At 66.4% G+C, this 19111-nt stretch carries 18 protein-coding genes; all 18 read right to left on the reverse strand.

The annotated features are described in order from the left end of the window. Positions 1-3: 3 nt before the first annotated feature. A complete protein-coding gene (locus QP997_RS06535) occupies positions 4-1155 on the reverse strand; it encodes a VIT1/CCC1 transporter family protein (RefSeq protein WP_284846613.1) in 1152 nt (383 codons plus the stop codon). Positions 1156-1236: 81 nt separating this feature from the next. Then, entirely contained in the window at positions 1237-1995 is a 759-nt protein-coding gene (locus tag QP997_RS06540) for an isoprenyl transferase (protein ID WP_284846614.1), read from the reverse strand. Positions 1996-2105: 110 nt separating this feature from the next. Further along, positions 2106-2864 (reverse strand): DNA repair protein RecO, encoded by a 759-nt coding sequence (gene recO, locus QP997_RS06545; protein WP_284846615.1) that lies wholly within the window; start codon positions 2862-2864, stop codon positions 2106-2108. A gap of 30 nt (positions 2865-2894) precedes the next feature. Further along, the gene (locus tag QP997_RS06550; RefSeq protein ID WP_148792508.1) at positions 2895-3314 is read right to left on the reverse strand and encodes a DUF4282 domain-containing protein; all 420 of its coding nucleotides are present in this window, start codon (positions 3312-3314) and stop codon (positions 2895-2897) included. Then, positions 3298-3840 carry a DUF4282 domain-containing protein gene (locus QP997_RS06555; protein WP_148812221.1) on the reverse strand — a complete coding sequence of 181 codons (543 nt, stop codon included), beginning with the start codon at positions 3838-3840 and terminating at the stop codon, positions 3298-3300. Before QP997_RS06555 ends, QP997_RS06550 begins: the two co-directional genes overlap by 17 nt. A gap of 69 nt (positions 3841-3909) precedes the next feature. Beyond that, a complete protein-coding gene (gene era, locus QP997_RS06560; protein WP_148792510.1) occupies positions 3910-4950 on the reverse strand; it encodes a GTPase Era in 1041 nt (346 codons plus the stop codon). Beyond that, positions 4934-6487: a hemolysin family protein gene (locus QP997_RS06565; RefSeq protein ID WP_284846616.1), complete on the reverse strand. Its 1554-nt coding sequence runs from the start codon at positions 6485-6487 to the stop codon at positions 4934-4936. Before QP997_RS06565 ends, era begins: the two co-directional genes overlap by 17 nt. Further along, entirely contained in the window at positions 6488-7075 is a 588-nt protein-coding gene (gene ybeY, locus QP997_RS06570; RefSeq protein ID WP_210398558.1) for an rRNA maturation RNase YbeY, read from the reverse strand. After that, entirely contained in the window at positions 7075-8127 is a 1053-nt protein-coding gene (locus QP997_RS06575; protein WP_284846617.1) for a PhoH family protein, read from the reverse strand. Before QP997_RS06575 ends, ybeY begins: the two co-directional genes overlap by 1 nt. A 7-nt stretch (positions 8128-8134) precedes the next feature. Then, entirely contained in the window at positions 8135-8890 is a 756-nt protein-coding gene (locus tag QP997_RS06580; protein ID WP_284846618.1) for a 16S rRNA (uracil(1498)-N(3))-methyltransferase, read from the reverse strand. A 95-nt stretch (positions 8891-8985) separates the two neighbouring features. Beyond that, complete coding sequence (gene dnaJ, locus QP997_RS06585; RefSeq protein WP_284846619.1) at positions 8986-10128, reverse strand: molecular chaperone DnaJ; 1143 nt, start codon at positions 10126-10128, stop codon at positions 8986-8988. Positions 10129-10174: 46 nt separating this feature from the next. Next, positions 10175-11227 carry a heat-inducible transcriptional repressor HrcA gene (hrcA, locus tag QP997_RS06590; RefSeq protein ID WP_284846620.1) on the reverse strand — a complete coding sequence of 351 codons (1053 nt, stop codon included), beginning with the start codon at positions 11225-11227 and terminating at the stop codon, positions 10175-10177. A 69-nt stretch (positions 11228-11296) separates the two neighbouring features. Further along, positions 11297-12562, reverse strand: coding sequence for a radical SAM family heme chaperone HemW (gene hemW / locus QP997_RS06595; RefSeq protein WP_284846621.1), 1266 nt, complete (start codon positions 12560-12562; stop codon positions 11297-11299). Between the two features lie 6 nt (positions 12563-12568). After that, a complete protein-coding gene (locus QP997_RS06600) occupies positions 12569-13315 on the reverse strand; it encodes a hypothetical protein (protein ID WP_284846622.1) in 747 nt (248 codons plus the stop codon). Between the two features lie 170 nt (positions 13316-13485). Further along, positions 13486-15321: an AMP-dependent synthetase/ligase gene (locus QP997_RS06605; RefSeq protein WP_284846650.1), complete on the reverse strand. Its 1836-nt coding sequence runs from the start codon at positions 15319-15321 to the stop codon at positions 13486-13488. A 236-nt stretch (positions 15322-15557) separates the two neighbouring features. Further along, entirely contained in the window at positions 15558-15845 is a 288-nt protein-coding gene (locus tag QP997_RS06610) for a hypothetical protein (RefSeq protein ID WP_284757942.1), read from the reverse strand. 35 nt (positions 15846-15880) lie between these two features. Next, the gene (locus QP997_RS06615; protein WP_284846623.1) at positions 15881-18052 is read right to left on the reverse strand and encodes a M3 family metallopeptidase; all 2172 of its coding nucleotides are present in this window, start codon (positions 18050-18052) and stop codon (positions 15881-15883) included. A 67-nt stretch (positions 18053-18119) separates the two neighbouring features. Beyond that, positions 18120-19088 (reverse strand): ABC transporter substrate-binding protein, encoded by a 969-nt coding sequence (locus tag QP997_RS06620; RefSeq protein ID WP_284846624.1) that lies wholly within the window; start codon positions 19086-19088, stop codon positions 18120-18122. Between the last annotated feature and the right edge of the window lie 23 nt (positions 19089-19111).

Here is a 19111-nt window from a genome sequence, read left to right on the forward strand (position 1 = left end):
GCTTTAGACGCTGACGTCGAAAAGGGACCCCAGCCCGTAGGTCACCGCAGCAGCCCCCGCACCGATAGCCAGCTGGCGGAACGCGCGCTTAGCCGGGGAGGCACCCGAGAGCAGGCCCACGATCCCGCCGGTCAGCAGCAGCGCCAGGCCCACCAGCACGCAGGCGATCACCGCCGCGCTCAACCCCTCCGCACCAAAGAGGTACGGCAGCACGGGCACGATCGCACCTAGGGAGAACAGCAGGAAGCTCGACACCGCGGCGGAGACCGGAGAGCCCGTGGACTCCTCGTCCCCCTTGTCTGCCTCCGCCGAATCCCCGTGGGTCAATCCCACGTCCACGGCCGGGGAGGAAAGAATCTCCTCGAAGACCCGCTGCGCCTTCGCCCGGGCCTCCTCTGGCGCCATGCCGCGGGCGCGGTAGACCAGCTCCAGCTCGTTTTCCCGCACATCCAGCTTGGGCACCGCCCCCGCGGTGTCTTCCGCCGGGGCGTTGGCGGCGAGCAGCTCCTGCTGGCTAGACACCGAAACGTATTCGCCGGCCGCCATGGACAGCGCACCGGCAAGCAGCCCGGCAATGCCGGTCACCAACACCACGTTGGAGGGGGCGCCGGTGCCCACCATGCCGAGCACCAGCGCGAGATTCGACACTAGCCCGTCGTTGGCGCCGAAGATCGCTGCCCGGAAGTCCCCCGACATCCGTGCCCGGCCACGCGCCGCCAGACCGCGGACAACCTCGGCGTGAATGGCCTCGTCCGCGAGGATGGAATCCGCCGCGTCGATATCCGCCACCCCGCTGCGGCGTTCCTCAGCCGACTGCAGCAGCGCAAGCACGAAGACCGAACCGAAGCGCTCCGCCAAGAAGGCATGCATCCGGGTGCTGAAACTGGCCTTCTGCGGCAGGCCAACGTACTCGCCCAGCCGGGCACGCCAATAGGCCTCGTGCCGGACCTCCGCCTCAGCCAGGCCGAGCAGGATCTCGCGCTCCTCCCCCGTCTTCCTGCGCGCCAGCTCGCGGTAGACGGCCCCCTCCGCCCGCTCGTCGGCGAGATAGCGCCGCCACGTGGCGATCTGCTTCTTGGTCGGCTGCTCCACTGGTTGCTCAGCCGGCAGCCCGTCAGGCTGCTCGTTGGGCCGCTGATCCGGCTGATCAACCACGAACCATCACGCCTTCCTCACGCCGCGGCGGCGACGTCCTAAAAAAATCAGAGAAGCAGAAAAGAAAACCAGAGAGCAATCCTACTTCACTCCACCGAAACGGCGATCCCGCGAAGCGAACTCCCAGATCGCCCCGCGCAGGTGAGCCGGGGTGTAGTCCGGGAAGAGCACCTGCTGGTAGACCATCTCCGCGTAGGCCGACTGCCAGATCAAAAAATTGCTGGTCCGCTGCTCCCCCGACGGGCGCAGGAACAGGTCCACGTCCGGCATGTCGGGCTCATCGAGGTAGCGGGAAAAATCCTTCTCCGAGACATCCCGGGGCTTGATCCGCCCCTGATTCGCCTCCGCCACCAGGGCCTTCGCCGCATCCGCGATCTCCGCGCGGCCGCCGTAGTTGATGCACATGTACAGCGTCATCCGGGTGTTGCGCTTCGTCTGCTCCTCCGCGCGCTCCAGCTCGCTAATCACCGAGCGCCACAGACGCGGTCGGCGACCCACCCAACGGATCCGCACCCCGAGGGAGTCCAGGTAATCGCGCTGCTTGCGCAGCACATCGCGGTTGAAGCCCATGAGGAAGCGCACCTCCTCGGCCGAGCGCCGCCAGTTCTCCGTGGAGAAGGCATAGGCGGAGAGCGCCTCGACACCCAGCTCCAGGCACTCCTCGACCAGGCTGATCAGCACCGACTCCCCGCGCTTGTGCCCCTCGGTGCGTGCCAGGCCGCGTTCCTGCGCCCAGCGACCGTTGCCGTCCATGACCAGCGCGATGTGCCGCGGCACAAGTCCAGTAGGCAGGCTGGCGATCTGTTCTCGGGTTGCGGTTTCGTTCTTCACAACAGCCATTGTGCCAGCCCCACCTCGCGGATCCGTTATCCCCTCCCGCGGTCACCCCGTTGTTGTGGGGACGACGCCACCGGCTGGCGGATGATTCTTCCCGGCCGGGTCCGATCGGTTCACAGGGCCGCGTAGGCCGGGCAGGCGACCTCTAGCTGCTGGCGGACGTGTGCCAGCAGCAGTTCGTGGGCCACCCGCACATTGCCGGGATTGGCCGCGACCTGGGCGGCCACTGCCAGCCGATCGTGAGCCAGCAGCCACAGCAGGCGCACCGCCTCGGGCGGCGGGGTGGCCGAACCCGGTGGGCGGCAGAGCACGCACACGCTGCCCCCGGCGCGCGGATGGAAGGCCCGGTGTGGCCCGGGACGGCCGCATTGGGCGCAGTCCACGAGGCTGGGCATCCAGCCAGCTTCTGCGAGCCCGTGGAGGACGAAGCGATCGGCCACGCTCACTGGGGGCAGCTCTGGGGTGGCTGGGTCAGTTCCGGCAAGCAGGGCGAGGCCTGCGTCCAAGCTAGAAAAGACGGCTTCGGAGGACCCTTCCGCGGTGGAGAGGATCTGGGCGAGCTCCAGCATCGCGGCCCCGGCGAAGTATTTGTCCACGTCCGCGACGATGGGGCCGGCGTAACTAGCCAGGGAGGCGGCGTCCGTGATTTTGCCGAGGCTACAGCCCCGGTAGACCTGCACGTTGACCTTCGAGAAACGATCGAGGCGGGCCCCGAAGCGGGACTTCGTCTTGCGGATGCCCTTGGCGACCGCGCGCACCACCCCGTGACTGCGGGTCAGCAGCACGAGGATGAGGTCGGCCTCCCCCAGCTTGTAGCTGCGCAAGACGAAAGCCTCGTCCCGGAAGTTCGGGCGAGGCGAGAAAGATGACATGGCTGACAGGCTACCGCGTGGGGCAGCTACTTAGACGATGAGCTCGGGGTGCGCGTCGGAGCGGCGACGGATCCGCTGCCAGGCCGTGGCCGTCGCGGCGATGGCGGCGACCATCTCCAAACCGACGCGCAGCAGGGCGATCTCGATGAAGGCGAGGACAGCGTAGAGCACGCCGGAAACCAGAACATTGGCCACGTTCGGCTCGAAGCTGATCTCCGGGGAGCTGGTGAAGAACTCGGAACCATCGAAGCCGTTGATGGAGATGCCCACCCCACTCAGCCCAATCATCGAACCGAAGGTCATAACCACCGCGTTCACCAGAATGATCACGATGCCCAGGATGTAGAGCACCCGGATGAAGCCGGGGGAAAGGATGCGGTCAAAGCCGAAATCCGTCAGGGTTCGGAGGAAGGCCCCCTGTTGCGCAGGCTGGTTAGTTCTGCGCGCCATGGTTCTGTCCCGGGTTCTGGTTCTGCTCCTGTTCCATGGCGCGCAGGCGCTGCTCCTGGCGCGCGTCGATGGCCTGCACAGACTGGGAGGTGCGGATCAGGGACACTGCAACCTCGAGGTAGACGCGGGACAGCGCCAGCACCGCCACCGTGATCAGCACGATCGGCGGGACAGCCAGGACGAAGACCAGCAGGCTGAAGCCCAGCGGCTGACCGGAGAAGAACACGCTCACCGCACCCAGCAGCGCCAGCCCTGCGGCCACGCCGATGACCACGAAGAGCACCATGTACAGCACCTGGGCCACGCTCGGGGTGACGTAGCGGCGGAAGCTGAAGTCGAAAAGCGCGCCGAGGAAGCTGCCGCCCTGCGGGTCCTGAGCCCCGGGGCTGGGCCGATACTCCGGAGTGCGATTTTCCATGCCCTGGCCCTGCAGGAAGGTCTCATTGGCCTGCCGGGCCTGCTCAGGTGTCAGCTCGCCCGGGGTGCGGGGCGAGAAGTCGGAAGGTTGGTTCTCGGGGTTATCCATGTGTACTCCTTGGATGCGCGATCGCGCCGGTGTGCCGCGACGCGCCCAGTGGCCGGGCCGGGCGTGGGTTTAGAAGCCCATGCGCTCCAATGCCTTCGGGTCGGATTGCCAGTTCTTTGCCACCTTCAGGCGGACGTCCAGGTAGATGTTCTGCCCCAGCATCTCGATGATCTGGAGGCGAGAGTTGTGCACGATCCGCGACAGGCGGCGGTTGTTGCGGCCCCGCAGGATGGCCTTCTGGCCCTCCCGCTCCACGTAGATCACCGCGTGCACGTTCAGCACGCCCTCCCTGGTCGGGGACGGCAAGATCTCATCGACCTTCACAGCCACCGAGTGCGGCAGCTCGTGCTCCAGGCCTTCCAGTGCGGCCTCGCGGATCAGTTCGGCGATGCGGGTCTCGGTGTCGTCGTCGGTGACGTGGTCATCTGGGTAGAACTTCGGTCCCTCGGGCAGCTTCTCAGCGATGACGTCCACCAGGGTGTCCAGCTGGAATCCGTCCTGGGCGGACAGTGGGACGACGTCCACCTCGGCGCCGTCGAGTGCTTCGGTGAGCATGGCGTGCAGGCCGAGCAGCTGCTGGCCAACCCGGTCTTTGGAGACCTTATCGGTCTTGGTGACGATGCCCATCAGCGGCACCTTGGGCGCGACCTGGCGGACGTTTTCCACGATCCAGCGGTCGCCGGGGCCGATCTTCTCGTCGGCTGGCACGCACACACAGATCAGGTCCATGTCCACGTAGGTTTCCTTGACCACGTCGTTGAGCCGCTCGCCCAGCAGGGTGCGTGGCCGGTGCAGGCCCGGGGTGTCCACGACGACGATCTGGGCCTTCGGCCGGTGCACGAGCCCGCGGATCGGGTGGCGGGTGGTTTCCGGCTGATCGGCGGTGATGGCGATCTTCTCCCCGACCAGGGCGTTGGTCAGCGTGGACTTACCGGTATTCGGCCGGCCCACGAAGCTCACGAAGCCGGAGCGGAAGCCCTCGGGCGTGTCGAAGCCGAGCCCAGCACCCGCACTTTCGGTCGCGGGGTTGCCTGCTGCCGGGCTGGCAGCAGCATCGGCGGGGAGCATCGACTCATCGGGGAAATTCATCTCGCTAGTCACCCTCCCCATTCTGCCCTACTGCAGGCCGTGGGGCGGAATCATCGCGCCGCGGGGCAGCCTCGCCGGAACCGGACGGGCCCACCGCCTCGGCGCTATCCGCATCGGGCTGTTCCTCCCCCGGGTCCACCCGGCTGACGACCGCGGACTTCACGATGTAGCGCCCCCTCTTGTTATGGCCGCCCTCGAAGACCAGGTGCAGCCCGGCGGTTGTGATCTCCGCCCCCGGCATCGGCACCTTGCCCAGCTCCAGGGCGCCCAGCCCAGCCACGGTGTCAGCCTGGTCGTGCTGCTCCTCGCTGAATTCGATCTCCGTAGCCCGCTCCGGAACCCAGCTGCGGTCCTCCCAGGAGCCTTCTCCGCCGCGTTCCTCGTGGTCTGCCTCCCCATTTCCAGGCTCGCCACGGGAGGGGTTCCTCGGCTCCCCGTGGTGTCCGCCCTCGTAGCGCTGCTCGCGGAAAAGCTCCTCCAGCTCCCCCAGGGAAAGCCGGGAGCTGACCCGGTAGCGGCCATCGCCCAGGTCCTCGATCGGCAGGTCCTCGTCGGCGTCGTACTCGTCGGAGATCTCGCCGACGATCTCCTCCAGGATGTCCTCGATGGAGATCAGGCCCGCGACCGCGCCGTACTCGTCAACCAGCATCGTCAGGTGCACCTGGTCCCGCTGCATGTCCTCGAGCAGGTCGGTGAGCATCCGGGAATCGGGGACGAAATTCGGCTTGCGCATCACCTCGGTCACCGGGGTGTGACGGCCGGCGTCCTGGTCGTGGTACGTCTGCGCGACCAGGTCCTTCAAGTAGACAATGCCGACGATGTCGTCGACGTCCTCGCCGATCACCGGAAGCCGGGACAGCCCCGAGCGCACGCACAGGCTCGTCGCCTGCCCGGCGGACTTGGTGTCCTCGATCCACACCATCTCTGGGCGCGGCACCATCACCGCGCGCGCAGTCGTATTCGTCAGATCGAAGACAGACTGGATCATCCGACGCTCGTCGGTCTCCACGATCCCGCGCTCCGTCGCGATGTCCACCATCTCTCGCAACTCAATCTCCGAGGCGAACGGGCCATCCCTAAAGCCACGGCCCGGGGAGAGCACCGAACCGGCGCGCACCAACCCGCGGGCGAGAAAACCGAAGACCCGGTTCACCCCTAGCAGGAGCGGGGCCGCCGCCAGGGAGATGGAGTAGGGGTTTTGACGTCCCAAAGTACGAGACAGCACGCCGATGACGACGAAGTTAATGAGCGCCGTCAGCAGGATCGCGGCAAGCAGAGACCAAACGTGTAGGCCGAAAGCCTCGACGAACACCGCGGCCATCAGCGCCGTGCCCGTGACCTCGCACAGGGTGCGCAGCAGGACGAGCAGGTTGATGTGCTCCGCGCGGCGGGCCATGACCTTCGCCAAGCGGCGAGCCCCCGGGCGCTCGTCCTTCACCAGCGATTCGACCCGCGCCGGAGAGAGCGAGGATAGTGCTGTCTCAGCAAGGGAGAACATCGCGCCGACCGCGAGCGCGAGGATCAGGCCAATAGTGCCAGCTATTATCCAGGAGTCCATTTACTTCGGCTCGGTTTCTGGTCCTGTGCTGAAGGAGCTGCCGGAGCCGGTGTCGTCGCGGTCGGCCGCGCTCGGGAAGGCTGCAGCACCGCTTGGCTTCGGGCCGAACTTCACGCCGCGCTCCTCCTGGGAGTCGTACCAATTCGCCAGGACCTCATTCTGGATGGAGAACATCTGCTGCTCCTCCTCCGGGGTCACGTGGTCGAAGCCCAGCAGGTGCAGCACACCGTGCACGGTCAGCAGGTCCAGCTCGTGGGCCAGAGAGTGGCCGGCGCGCTCGGCCTGCCCCTTCGCGAAACTCGGGCAGAGCATGATGTCGCCCAGCATCGCCGGGGAGGTCGGCGGGCCGTCCTTGCGGCCCCAGCCCGGGGTCAGCTCATCCATCGGGAAGCTCATCACGTCCGTCGGGCCCGGCAGGTTCAGCCAGCGCAGGTGGAGGTCGGCGATGGTCTCCTCGTCCACGATGTGGATGGACAGCTCCGCGCTGGAGTGGACGTCCATGGTCCACAGCGTGTAGCGGGCGACGTCGATCAGCTCTTCCTCGTTGATCTCACCCCAGCCGGATTCGTTAAAAACCTCGATGCTCACTAGCGGGTTCTCCATTCCTGTTCTTCTTCACGGTCCAAGCGGGCGAGCTCCTCTTCGGCCTCGAAGCGCTCGTAGGCGTCCACGATGCGGGTCACCAAGCGGTGCCGGACGACGTCATTGCTGCTGAGCTCGGCGAACCGGATGCCGTCCACCCCATCCAGGATCTCCTGGCTGGTGGCCAGGCCACTGCGCTGCTTCTTCGGCAGGTCCACCTGGGTCAGGTCGCCGGTGATGACCATCTTCGAGCCGAAGCCGAGTCGGGTGAGGAACATCTTCATCTGCGCGGGCGTGGTGTTCTGTGCCTCGTCCAGGATGACGAAGCTGTTGTTCAGCGTGCGGCCGCGCATATAGGCCAGCGGGGCGACCTCGATGACGCCGGACTCCATCAGCCGCGGGATGATCTCCGGGTCCACCATCTCCCGCAGCGCGTCGTGCAGGGGCCGCAGGTAGGGGTCGATCTTGTCGCCCAGGGTGCCGGGCAGGAAGCCGAGGTTCTCCCCCGCTTCGACGGCTGGGCGGGTGAGGATGATCCGGGTGACTTCCTTGGCCTGCAGCGCCTGCACTGCCTTGGCCATCGCCAGGTAGGTCTTACCCGTGCCTGCGGGGCCGAGACCGAAGACGACCGAGTAATTGTCGATCGCCTCGACATACTCTTCCTGACCGAGGGTCTTGGGCCGCACCGCCTTGCCGCGGTAGCTGACGATCGGGGCGGCCTTGTAGTTCAGTACTGCGCCCTGCTCGTCGAGCATGTCGATGATGCGTCGGGTGACGTCCGGGGTGACGGGCTGGCCGTGGTCGGCGATGGCGGCCATCTCCATCAGGATCTTGCGGGTGCGGCTCACCTCGCTGGCTTCGCCGCGCAAGACCAGGTGGTTGCCGCGGGTCAGGATGTCTGCATCGACGACGTCTTCGACGATCCTGAGATTTTCATCTGCTGGACCGGAGATGGCCAGCACGGCTTCTGGAGGAAGTTCGAGGGTGGAGCTGGCGACTCGCGAGCGTGGTGACTGCGCTGCGTGGGCTCCGTGGGTGCGGACATTATGAGGAACCATATGGGCCTTATCCTACCGCGCCCCAACGGTCCGTGAGGGCGCCAATCGCTCCCAGCGCCACCGCGCCGGCGGTGGCCGTGCGCAGCACCTCGGGGCCGAGAACAACCGCGTGGCCGCCGAGCTCCTCGAGGGTCGCTAGCTCGTCCGGAGCGATGCCGCCCTCTGGGCCGATGACCAGCACGATGTCCTCGACCCCAGCCGCGCTCTCAACGAAGGAGCGGAAGTTGCCGCGGGCGTCCTCGTGAAGCATCCCGAGCCGCGCAGTCGTTTGTGGCCCGGCGAGCGTCGGCACCAGCTCTGGCAGGTCAGTGAGGTTGCGCAACAGACCGGTGATCTCGGGAAGGACGAGCCGGCGGGACTGCTTGGTGGCCGCGAACGCGGTTTTCTCCCAGCGGGCCAGAGCCTTATCTTCCTTCTTATCCCAGCGGGCGATGCAGCGGCTGGCCGCCCATGGGATGATGCGATCCGCCCCGGCCTGGACCATCAGGTCCACCGCTAGCTCGGAGCGGTCGGACTTCGGAAGCGCCTGGACGATCGTCACCCGAGGCGTGGGCTGCGGTAGCTCCAGCAGCTCAGTGACCTGAACCCCCGCGGCGGAGAACGCACCGCGCACGGCGGTGGCGGCCCCGTCGCTGACGATGACCGCCTCCCCGTCGGCGATGCGCTTGACCTGGCTGTGGCGAGCCTCCGCCCCGGTGAGCTGGACGGAATCACCGACCGCAATCCCCTCGGGCAGGGGCTGGATGAACACCGATTCTGTCACTAGGTTCTTTCCGCTTCTTCTGCTGGTGCCTCGGCTGGCTGAGCCGAGGCACGGGTGTTTGGCCAGGCCGGCCTTAGCGGCCTCCCCGCGCCTTCTTAGGTGCGGGAGAAGTGCTTGCGCAGCCGGGAGAACAGGCCGCTGTGCTGGCCACCCTTCGTATTCACTGCCACGTCTTCCTTGGAGTGCTCACGCAGCTGCTCCAACAGGTCGCGCTGCTTGTGGCTCAGGTTGGTCGGCACGGTGACGTCCACGTGGACGATCAGGTTGCCGTGGCCCTCGCGGCGCAGGTGCGGCATGCCCTGACCAGACAGGCGGATCTGCTCGTCCGGCTGGGTTCCTGCCGGGATCTCCACCGACTCGCTGCTGCCATCCAGCAACTCCAGGGAGGTCTTCGTCCCCAAAGCGGCGTCCACCGCCGGGACGGAGATGGTGACGTGCAGGTTATCGCCCTCACGGATGAACATCGGGTGCTCCTCGGCCTGGACCTCGATGTAGAGGTCACCGGCCGGGCCGCCGCCCGGGCCGACCTCGCCCTCACCGGTCATGCGGATGCGCATGCCGTCGGAAATACCGGCCGGGATATTCACCGCGATGTCCCGGCGAGCGCGCACCCGGCCATCGCCCTGGCAGTTCTCGCACGGATCCTCAATAATCTCGCCGGTGCCGCCGCAGCGGTGGCACGGGCGGGCGACCTGCACGCGGCCCAGGATGGAGTTCTGAACCTCCATGACCTGGCCCTGCCCGTGACAGGTGGGGCAGCCTACCGGCTCAGACTTGGACTGCGACCCCGTCCCCTCGCAAGGCTCGCACAGCACCGCGGTGTCCACGGTGACCTCGTGCTTGATGCCGGAGTAGATCTCCTCCAGGCTCAGCGAGATGCGCAGCAGCGCATCGTTGCCGCGGCGCACCCGGGGGACGCGCTGGCCCGCTCCCCCGCCGCCACCGCCGAAGAAGGCGTCGAAGATATCGCCCAGTCCGCCGGTGCCGAATCCACCGCCGCCGCCCGGCTGGCCGAAGCCCGGCTCCTCTGGGTCGCCACCGGCGTCCACAATCTGGCGCTTCTGCGGGTCAAGGAGAACCTCTTGGGCAAGGGTTGCCTCGCGGAACTTCTCCGCCGCGTCCTCGGACGGGTTGACGTCCGGGTGGTACTTGCGGGCGACCTTGCGATAAGCCTTCTTGATCTCCGAATCGGTGGCGTTTTGGTCCACGCCCAGAATGCCGTAATAGTCACGGGCCACGGTGAGTTTTATCCCCTTTGCTCGCTATCGAAACCAAACTTGCAGTCTACTCCCCGGCCAGAATCCGGGATACATAGTGCGCCACTGCGGTCACCTTAGACATCGTGCCGGGGTAGTCCAAGTGGGTCGGGCCCAGCACACCGAGCCCGCCCATGACCGCGTTTTCCGCGCCATAGCCGGTGGAGATCACCGAGGCGCTGCGCAGTTCTTCGTCCTCGTTTTCCTCGCCGATGCTGACCTGGATGCCCATGTCGCGAACCCCGGAGAGGAGTTTGAGAACGACGACCTGTTCTTCCAACGCTTCGAGCACCGGGGTTAATTCCCCCACCCGGGCGATATTTGGGGTACCAGCGAGGATGAGCCGGTCGTTGGGGCGCTCCACCATGGTCTCCATCAGCACGGTCGCCACCGCGATCAGGGCCGGCCGCAGCTCCGCGGGTACCGTCTTCGACCTGGCCTCCTGAGCCAGGGAGGCGATCTTCGCGCAGGCTTCCTCCAGGGTGAGTCCGACGACGCTGTGGTTGACCAGGTCGCGGACGCGCGGCAGGTCGGACTCGGCGAGCGGCTCCGCGAGGTCAACGTTGCGCTGGTCGACCCGCCCGGTGTCCGTGATGAGGACGACGAGCAGGCGGTGGGTGGTCAGGTGCACGAGCTCGCAGTGCTTCACCCGGCCGATGCGTATGTCCGGCAGCTGGACGACCGCCACCTGGCGGGTCAGCTGGGCCAGCAACTGCACACTGCGGCGCAGGACGTCCTCCAGATCCACCCCATGCTCCAGGAAGTCCAGGATCGCCCGGCGCTCCGGCATGCTCATCGGCTTGACCGCGTGGATGCCGTCCACGAAGTGGCGGTAGCCCTTCGCGGTGGGGATGCGCCCCGAGCTGGCATGCTGCTGGGTGATGTAGCCATCCTGCTCGAGGGCGGCCATGTCGTTGCGGATCGTCGCAGAGGACACTCCCAGCTGGTGCCGGTCGAGGAGCATCTTGGAACCCACCGGCTCCTGCAGGGAGATGTAGTCCGACACGATGGCGCGCAGCACCTCGCTGCGTCGTTGCTGGGTCGACAGCGACGCGCGGTTCTTCGGCACGCGATTAGTCACGGAAAAAGCTCACCACCATCTGTTCTGCTTCTCCCCCAGCCTAGGCGAAAGGCCCGACTCACTCCATGATCACTCCATGGCGAGCAGCAGATCGGTGACGATGCCGTCCACCAAGTAGCGACCCTGCTCCGTGACCCGCAGACGCTGCGCGTACGCATCGACCTCGAGCAGCCCCAGGCGCTCGTAGCGCTCGATTTCCACCTCGGCTCCCGCCAGCCCGGCGAGCGCGACTCCCTCCCGCAGTCGCAGCCCCAGCATCAGGTGCTCGGTGGCCAGGTCCGCACGACTCAGCGGCTCGAAGGTCACCGCAGGCAGGTCGCGGCGCTGAATGAGGGACTCCCAGTAGCGGGCGGGGTACTTGGCGTTGACCAGGCGGGTAATGCCAGAGAAGTCTTCCGCGCCAACGCGCTCCGCGGCCTCGGCCGGCAGGTACTGCGCCGCCGTGCCTTCCTGCAGTCGCACGCAGCCGTGGGCTCCCGGGCCCGCACCCCACCACTGACCGTCGCGCCAGTAGATGAGGTTGTGCTCGCACTCCCCGCCCGGCTTGGCCCAGTTGGAGACCTCGTACCACTGGAAACCAGCCTGGGCGAGCCGCTCGTCAATCATGCGGTAACGATCGGCGTAGACGTCTTCGTCCGGGGCGGGCAGCTCCCCGCGGCGGACTTTGCGGGCCATCGCGGTGCCGTCCTCGACGATGAGGGAGTAGGCGGAGACGTGGTCCACGTCCGCCTCGATGACGGCATCCACGCTGCGGGCCAGGTCCTCGTCGCGCTCGGTGGGCGTGCCGTAGATCAGGTCCAGGTTCACGTGCTCAAAGCCCGCGGCCTTGGCCTCGGCCACCGCCTGTTCCGGGCGGCCGGGCGTGTGCTGGCGCTCCAGAACCTTCAGCACGTGCCCCGCCGCCGACTGCATGCCAAGCGAGATCCGGTTGAAGCCGGCCTCGCGGAGTCGGGCGAAGAATTCCGGGCTCGTGGACTCCGGGTTAGCCTCGGTAGTGACCTCCGCGTCCGGGGCCAGGCCGACAGTGCGACGCACCGCGTTGAGGGCACGCACCAGCCCCTCGGCACCCAGCATGGAGGGGGTACCGCCGCCGAAGAAGACCGTGCTCACCCCGGGGTCGGATGCTCCCTCGTAGAGTCCTCGCCGATCCCAGGCCGCTGCCGCCAGCTCGAGTTCCACCTCGAGCGCGTCGAGATAGCCGGCCGGGGTGCGCCCCTGCGCGGACCCCATGCTGGCGGGATCGGCGGCCAGCTCCGCGGGGGTATAGGTGTTGAAGTCGCAATAGCCGCAGCGCGAGGCGCAGAACGGCACGTGGATATACAGCCCGCTGGTCATGCCCAGCTACACTACCCGGCCACGACGCTTCGTCAGCTTTACGATGAGCTGCTCGATGCGCGCCCGCTCGGCGAGGAACTGCGGTGGGGCCTCCCCGCGCATGGCTTGCGCCACGGCGGGCTGCTTGGCCACGCCCTCCTGCCAGTGCGCCACGATCTCCCGAGTGCGCTTCTCCGCCTCGTTGAAGACCTGCGGCAGCAGCACGGCTTGCGCGTTGATGGCCAGGTCGGTCTGCTGGACGACCCACTCGGCCAGCTTCTCCAACTCCCCGATGAGCTCCTCGTTGCGCTCGCGCAGCCACAGCCGCCAGCCGACGGTCGTCGCCATCTGCGGCCGGGCTTCGTCGTCAGCGTCCTGCGAAGAGGACGTCACCCCGGTTGCAGCCTCACCGCTGTCAGTCGGCAGTGTGGGTGCACCTTTGCGCAGGAAGGACAGGGTGCGCCCGGGGTGGTGGAAGGTATTGGACATCTCGCCGCTGCGCACGCCGGAGACGAAGGCCTGGCGCAGGCCGTTGAGCTCCGCGAGCCCCGGCCGGACCTCCTTGCGCCCCTGGCGGACGACGGAGGTGAACTCGAGCAAGCAGTCCTCGACCAACTCGCCGTCCCAGTCCGCGATGGCCTGGGCAATGTGCTCGATGTGCTCGGCGATTTCATCGCCGATGTCGTAGATGTTCTGGGTGAGGTCGCGCACGCGCAGCGACGCATCGTAGTGCACGTGACCTCCCTTTTTCGCTTCGTCCACGACATCCGGCACTTCGCCTTGTAGCTTCCGGTTCCCTGTAGGGCGGCGCATAAAAGGCTGTACCCGCATCACATTATGTGAGTGATGCGGGTACGTCCGGGAGGCTTGGCCGTGTCCGGGGATTTATATGAGCTTTCGGCCCCTCACCGCCACCGGGTGGGGCGGCGATTGGGGCCGGGCAGCTACTTCTCGGAGTAGATCCAGGCGATGTCGTCGGCGAAGTTCTTCTCCACCATGAAGCGCTTGAGCTTCATCGAGGGGGTCACCTCACCGCGCTCCTCCTCGAAGTCGCGGTGGACGATGCGGAACTTCTTGATGCCCTCCGCGTGGGACACCGACTGGTTGGCCTCGTTGATCGCGTCCTGAATCTCGCCGCGCAGGTTCGGGTTCTTCGCCAGCTCGCGGATCGAGGTATTGGCGGAGATGCCGTTGCGGGCCTTCCAGCTCTCCACCGCATCCTCATCCAGGGAGATCAGGGCGCCGATGAACTTCTGATCATCGCCCACGACCATAGCCTGGGAGATCAGCGGGGCGGAACGCAGGATGTCCTCCAGCGGACCCGGGGAGACGTTCTTACCGCCGGCAGTAACGAGGATTTCCTTCTTGCGGCCGGTGATGCGCAGGTGGCCGGTCGGCAGCAGGGCGCCCAGGTCGCCGGTGGCGTAGAAACCGTCCTCGTCGAAGGCCTCCTTGGTGGCCTCCTCGTTGTTCCAGTAGCCGCCGAAGACGACGTCTCCCTTGAGCAGGATCTCGCCGTCGTCGGCGATGCGGACGGTGTTACCGCCAACGGGGCGGCCCACGGTGCCGATGATGTTATCCGGCTCGAAGTTCACGGTGATGGCGGCGGTGGACTCGGTCAGCCCGTAGCCTTCGTAGATGTACACGCCGACGCCGCGGAAGAAGTGCATGAGCTCCGCGTTGAGTGCCGAGCCTCCAGAGATGGCGTACTCCAGCTCCCCACCCATGGCCTCGCGAACCTTGGAGTAGATCAGCTTGTCGAAGATGGCGTGGCTGGTCTTCAGGGCAAGGTTCGGGCCCTGTGGGGTGTCCAGCGCCTTGGAGTACTCCACGGCGATCTTCTCGGCGCGCTCGAAGAGCTTCTCGCCGATCTTGGATCCATCGGAGGCCTTAGCACGCATGCCCGCGTGGACCTTCTCGAAGACGCGTGGCACGCCCAGGATCATGTTCGGATTGGAGCGCTGGAACTCGGTGACCAGAGTGCCGAAGTCCGACCAGTGGGTCTGAGTGCAGCCGGTGATCAGCAGCAGGTAGGACACCGCGCGGGAGAGCACGTGAGCCAGTGGCAGGAAGGTCACCGCGCTCTTGCCCGGCATACCCAGGCGACCAATCGGGTGAGTTCCCAGGCCGCGGGCCTCGCTGAGCCAGTTGGAGTGCAGCACCATGCAGCCCTTCGGTAGGCCGGTGGTGCCGGAGGTGTAGACGATGGAGCAGACATCGGAGGAACGCACGTCGGCGATGCGGGCCTCCACCTCGTCCTGGGAGATCTTCTTGTCGCGGCCGTCGTTGATGAGGATGTCGACGGCGCCGCGGTTGATGCCCAGCACACGCGTCAGCGGTTCCTTCTCGGTGGGGGTGCCGTCCTCGGGGATGAAGTTCTCGAGGCGCTCGCAGTGCTCCTGCGTCTCACCGACGGCGAAGCTGGCGCCGGAGTCCTGCACGATCCAGGCGCACTGGGAGGTCGAGGAGGAGGGGTAGATCGGCACGGAGATCGCGCCCGCCGCCTGGATCGCCAGGTCGAGCAGCGACCACTCGTAGCGGGTTTCCGACATGATGACGACGCGATCCTTGGCCTTCACCCCATTGGCGATGAGACCGCGGGCGACGGCGTAGACCTCGTCGAGGAACTGGGTGGTGGTGACGTCCTCCCAGTCGAAGTTCTTCGGGCGACTGAAGGAGACCACGCTGGGGTGATCTTTCTGCAGGTCACGCAGCGCGGTGAGAATCGTCTCGTTCTCGCCGATGGTATACAGCGGTTCTGAGGTGTATTCCGTCCTCATCATTCTCCTTTGTGGACCGTAGCTCAGGAATAGATTTCGCTACAGCTATAAAAACACACATAAGTGGTGCAGATCACTAAAACGCCAATTTTCCCGAGTCGTGCATCTTTGCGGGCCTCCCCCACCGCCAAGGGGTGAAGACCTTAAAGGACGTTAGTCGCGAGCCACGCCACGAGAAGGAGCACGAGCAGCAGGGCGAGGGCCTGCCGAACCTTCGAATGGTGCTTCATGGTTTCCTAAACACTCTCCTGTTCACCGCAGCGCCCGCCATCAGCATCGGCGCCGCACTCTGGCTGAGAACCCGGGGACCGTTGAGCAGACCCCGAGGTCGTAGGTTTTTCAACCTGCGCTGCCAGCAGCTTCACGCTCTCTGGCCCCAGAACCTCCGCCTCCTCGGCACTTCGCGGGATAATCCCCCAGAGCACCTTATTGAGCAGCCAGGAGGCACCCCCGGCGAAGGCAGCCAGGAACGCCACCACCACCGGAGCCTGGATCCATACCGAGGCGTTGATCAGCCAATTCATGTTCTCTCTACCGAGAATCTACTCGTTGCGCGCGCTTAGCCGTTAACCGCACCGGCCAGACCACGGCGGCGCAGCAGTGGTTCGACGCTGCGCTGGCGGCCACGGAACATCCAGAACGCATCCTCGTAGTCGATGGTCGCACCGCGCGAGAGGATCATGCGGCGGAAGCGCTCCCCGGCAAAGCGGACATCGTCCGGATCGATCTCGTCGGCGCCCGCCTCGTTGCTCGTCGCTGCCTCGTCAGCATCCACCGCAGACTCCCGGGCGGCCCCGGTGTCAACGAAGGCCTGGAAACCATCGGCGTCCAGGACTTCCGCCCAGAGGTAGGACCAGTAGTCCGCCGAGTATCCGCCGGCGAAGATGTGGTTGAAGTAGGCGGAGCGGTAGCGCGGGGCGATCTTATCCGCGATATCGATGCCAGCCTCCTCGAGCGCGCGGCGCTCGAAGGCGGCGATGTCCGTAACCTGGGCGGCCTCGTCTTCGGTGAGCTGGTGCCAGGCCAGGTCCACCACGCAGGCGGCGACGTACTCGGTGGTGGCGAAGCCCTCGCCCCACTGCGCCTGCTTCTGGACGGCGGCGGCCAGCTCGGCGGGCAGCACCTCGCCGGTGTCCACGTGCTTGGCGTAATTAGCGAGGATCTCCGGCTGCAGGGCCCAGTTCTCATTGATCTGGGAGGGGAACTCCACGAAGTCGCGTGGCACGGAGGTGCCGGACAGGCTCGGGTAGCGAACCTCGGAGAGCAACCCGTGCAGGGCGTGACCGAACTCGTGGAAGACCGTGGCAACCTCGTCGAGGCTGAGCAGCGCTCGTCCCACCTCGCCCGGCGCGAGTTCGGCCGGCTTGGCGATATTAAGGACGTTGACGACCACCGGCTTGGTTCCCAACAGGTCGGACTGATCCACGAAGCTGCTCATCCACGCGCCTCCCCGCTTGGTGGGGCGGGCGTACATGTCCGTGATGATCAGGCCGATACCCTCCCCGGGGGTCGCTCCTGGGTAGCTGCTGTCCGCACCCTCGCGGACCTCCCAGACCAGGGCCTCCGGGTGGTAGCCCTCGAGGTCTGCGCGGCGGACAACCTCGATGCCATAGAGACGCTGGGCGGCGTAGAAGGCGCCGTCGATGAGGACCTGGTCCAGTGGGAAGTAGCTGCGCAGCTCCTCCTCGTCGACCGAGAGTTCCTCCTGCTTCAGCTGGGCGGACCAGTAGGCCCAATCCGCGCCCGTCAGCTCCGGGCTCTCCTCGCCGGCAGCTCCAGCGGAGACGGCCTGCTTGTCCAGCAGTCGCTTGTACTCACCGTGGGCATTGCTCACCGCGGCGGGAATCACCTGGTTCAGCAGCCCCTTGACGGCCTCGACGGAGCCGGCGGTTTCCTCCTCCGCCACGAAGTCCGCGTGGGAGGCGTAGCCCAGCAGCTTGGCGCGGCGGGCACGCAGGCGGGCGATTTCCTTGAGGGTCTCATCGTTGGCAGTGCCCGCCCGCTGCAGGGAGGCCTCGTAGACCCGGTGGCGGACCTCCGGGTTCTCGAGGGACTCCAGGATGGGCTGCACGCTGGGTAGGCCGAGCCGGATGAGCCAGCCCTCCTTGCCGGCCTCCTTCGCATCGGTGGCCAGCACCTCGCGGGTGGCCTCGCTGAGGCCGGCGAGCTCCGCCTCCTCGGTGATCAGCACGGCGGAGGCCTCGGTCTGCTCCTGCAGGACGCGGCCGAAGCGGGTGGAGAGCTCGGCGAGGCGCTCGTCGATTTGCTTGAGCTCATCCCGCTGCTCCGGGGCGAGTTCCGCCCCGCCCCGGCGGAACTTGCGGCGCCAGTAGGCCATGAGCGCGGCCTCCTCGCTGTCCTCCTCAATCTGAGTGTTCTCGTCGACCCGCTTGATGCGCTCCCACAGCGCCTCATTGAGGTAGAGCTCGGAGAAGTGCTTCGCCAGTGGCGGGGAGACCGCCTCTTCCACGTCGCGGATCTCCGGGGTGGCCATCGTGCCGGCGTAGTTGAAGATCACCGCGAGCACGCGGTCGAGCATCCGCCCAGAGGCCTCGAGGGCCTCCACGGTGTTCTCCCAGGTCGGCTCCTCGGGGTTCGCCGCGATGGCCGAGATCTCCGCGGCGTGGTCGTCCACCGCGGTGAAGAAGGCCGGAACGAGTTCGCTGACCTCGACTTTGGCGAAGTCCGGCAGCTCGTAGGGAAGGCTGGAAGGCGTGTCGAAATCTAACATGCGCTCCAGTGTAGCGACCCGCCCAGACACGGCCGTGGGGCCGGTGGGCAGGCAGCAGGGCTAGGAGCTAGTCGTCCTTGGATACTTCCTTGGCGATGATCTCCAGCGGCTCGAGGGAGCGCACGGACGGGTCCAGGCCAACGCCCGGGACGACGATGAACTTGTTCTCGCGCACCGCCTTCATGTTCTTGGTCGCGGGCTCGCGCTTGAGCTCGTCGATCTTCTCCTGCGCAGTATCCATCGGCAGTCCGCGGCCGGAGATGTCGGCGACGACGATGTAGTCCGGGTCTTTCTCGGCGAAGGCCTCCCAGCTGACTTCGTTGCGGGCCTCCTTGAGGTCCTCGAAGACGTTGGTCGAGCCGGTGAGCTTCGCGATATCGTTGGAGATGCCGTAGCGGCCGTCGACCCATGGGGCGGCGTCGTTGATGTTGAAGAGGAAGGCGAGGGACTTGCCGGAGTTCACATCCGCCTTATCGACGGCCTCCTGGGTCCGGTCGATGAGCTTCTTGGCCTCGTCTTCTGCGCCGAGGATCTGGCCCAGCTGCTCGTAGTCCTTCTGGAGGTTCTCGAAGCCGGTCGTACCATCCGCCGGGCAGTCGGTGTTCGAGACGAAGGTGCGCACCCCGTTATCTGCCCAGAACTCGCGGGTGCCGGTGAGGCTTTCGACGAAGCTGCCGCGCTGGGTGGCGACGATGAAATCCGGGTCCACGTCGAGCACCTGCTCCGCCGTCGCGACTGTCTTGTTCAGCACGGGAATGTTGTCATAGGCTTCCTGCCACTTCGGCTGGACCTTGTCGCGCAGCGAGCTGGTGCCGACCATCTTGTCCTTCTGGCCCAGCTCGAAGAGGTTTTCGGTGGTGGCCTGGCGCAGGGTGACAATGCGCTCCGGCTTTTCCTCGATCGAGATCTCCATGCCGCAGTTGTCGATCGTGCGCCCACCCTGGGCAGCGGTGTCCTCCTCCGAGCACGCGACAAGGCCTGCCGCCAGGGTCACGCCGACGACGCCTGCGCCGATCCGCAGAGTTTTATTCTTCATGTTGACCTTCCTTCATCGGTCAC

Origin of the sequence: Corynebacterium sp. MSK039 (genome assembly GCF_030232315.1) — a bacterium.
GTDB lineage: Bacteria > Actinomycetota > Actinomycetes > Mycobacteriales > Mycobacteriaceae > Corynebacterium.

What these genes read in the sequence shown, in the direction of transcription:
- QP997_RS06540 (WP_284846614.1), bottom strand. Translation starts at nt 1,995, where the DNA reads ATGGCTGTTGTGAAGAACGAAACCGCAACCCGAGAACAGATCGCCAGC.
- recO (WP_284846615.1), bottom strand. Translation starts at nt 2,864, where the DNA reads ATGTCATCTTTCTCGCCTCGCCCGAACTTCCGGGACGAGGCTTTCGTC.
- QP997_RS06550 (WP_148792508.1), bottom strand. Translation starts at nt 3,314, where the DNA reads ATGGCGCGCAGAACTAACCAGCCTGCGCAACAGGGGGCCTTCCTCCGA.
- QP997_RS06555 (WP_148812221.1), bottom strand. Translation starts at nt 3,840, where the DNA reads ATGGATAACCCCGAGAACCAACCTTCCGACTTCTCGCCCCGCACCCCG.
- era (WP_148792510.1), bottom strand. Translation starts at nt 4,950, where the DNA reads ATGGGGAGGGTGACTAGCGAGATGAATTTCCCCGATGAGTCGATGCTC.
- QP997_RS06565 (WP_284846616.1), bottom strand. Translation starts at nt 6,487, where the DNA reads ATGGACTCCTGGATAATAGCTGGCACTATTGGCCTGATCCTCGCGCTC.
- QP997_RS06575 (WP_284846617.1), bottom strand. Translation starts at nt 8,127, where the DNA reads ATGGTTCCTCATAATGTCCGCACCCACGGAGCCCACGCAGCGCAGTCA.
- hemW (WP_284846621.1), bottom strand. Translation starts at nt 12,562, where the DNA reads ATGACCAGCGGGCTGTATATCCACGTGCCGTTCTGCGCCTCGCGCTGC.
- QP997_RS06605 (WP_284846650.1), bottom strand. Translation starts at nt 15,321, where the DNA reads ATGAGGACGGAATACACCTCAGAACCGCTGTATACCATCGGCGAGAAC.
- QP997_RS06610 (WP_284757942.1), bottom strand. Translation starts at nt 15,845, where the DNA reads ATGAATTGGCTGATCAACGCCTCGGTATGGATCCAGGCTCCGGTGGTG.
- QP997_RS06615 (WP_284846623.1), bottom strand. Translation starts at nt 18,052, where the DNA reads ATGTTAGATTTCGACACGCCTTCCAGCCTTCCCTACGAGCTGCCGGAC.
- QP997_RS06620 (WP_284846624.1), bottom strand. Translation starts at nt 19,088, where the DNA reads ATGAAGAATAAAACTCTGCGGATCGGCGCAGGCGTCGTCGGCGTGACC.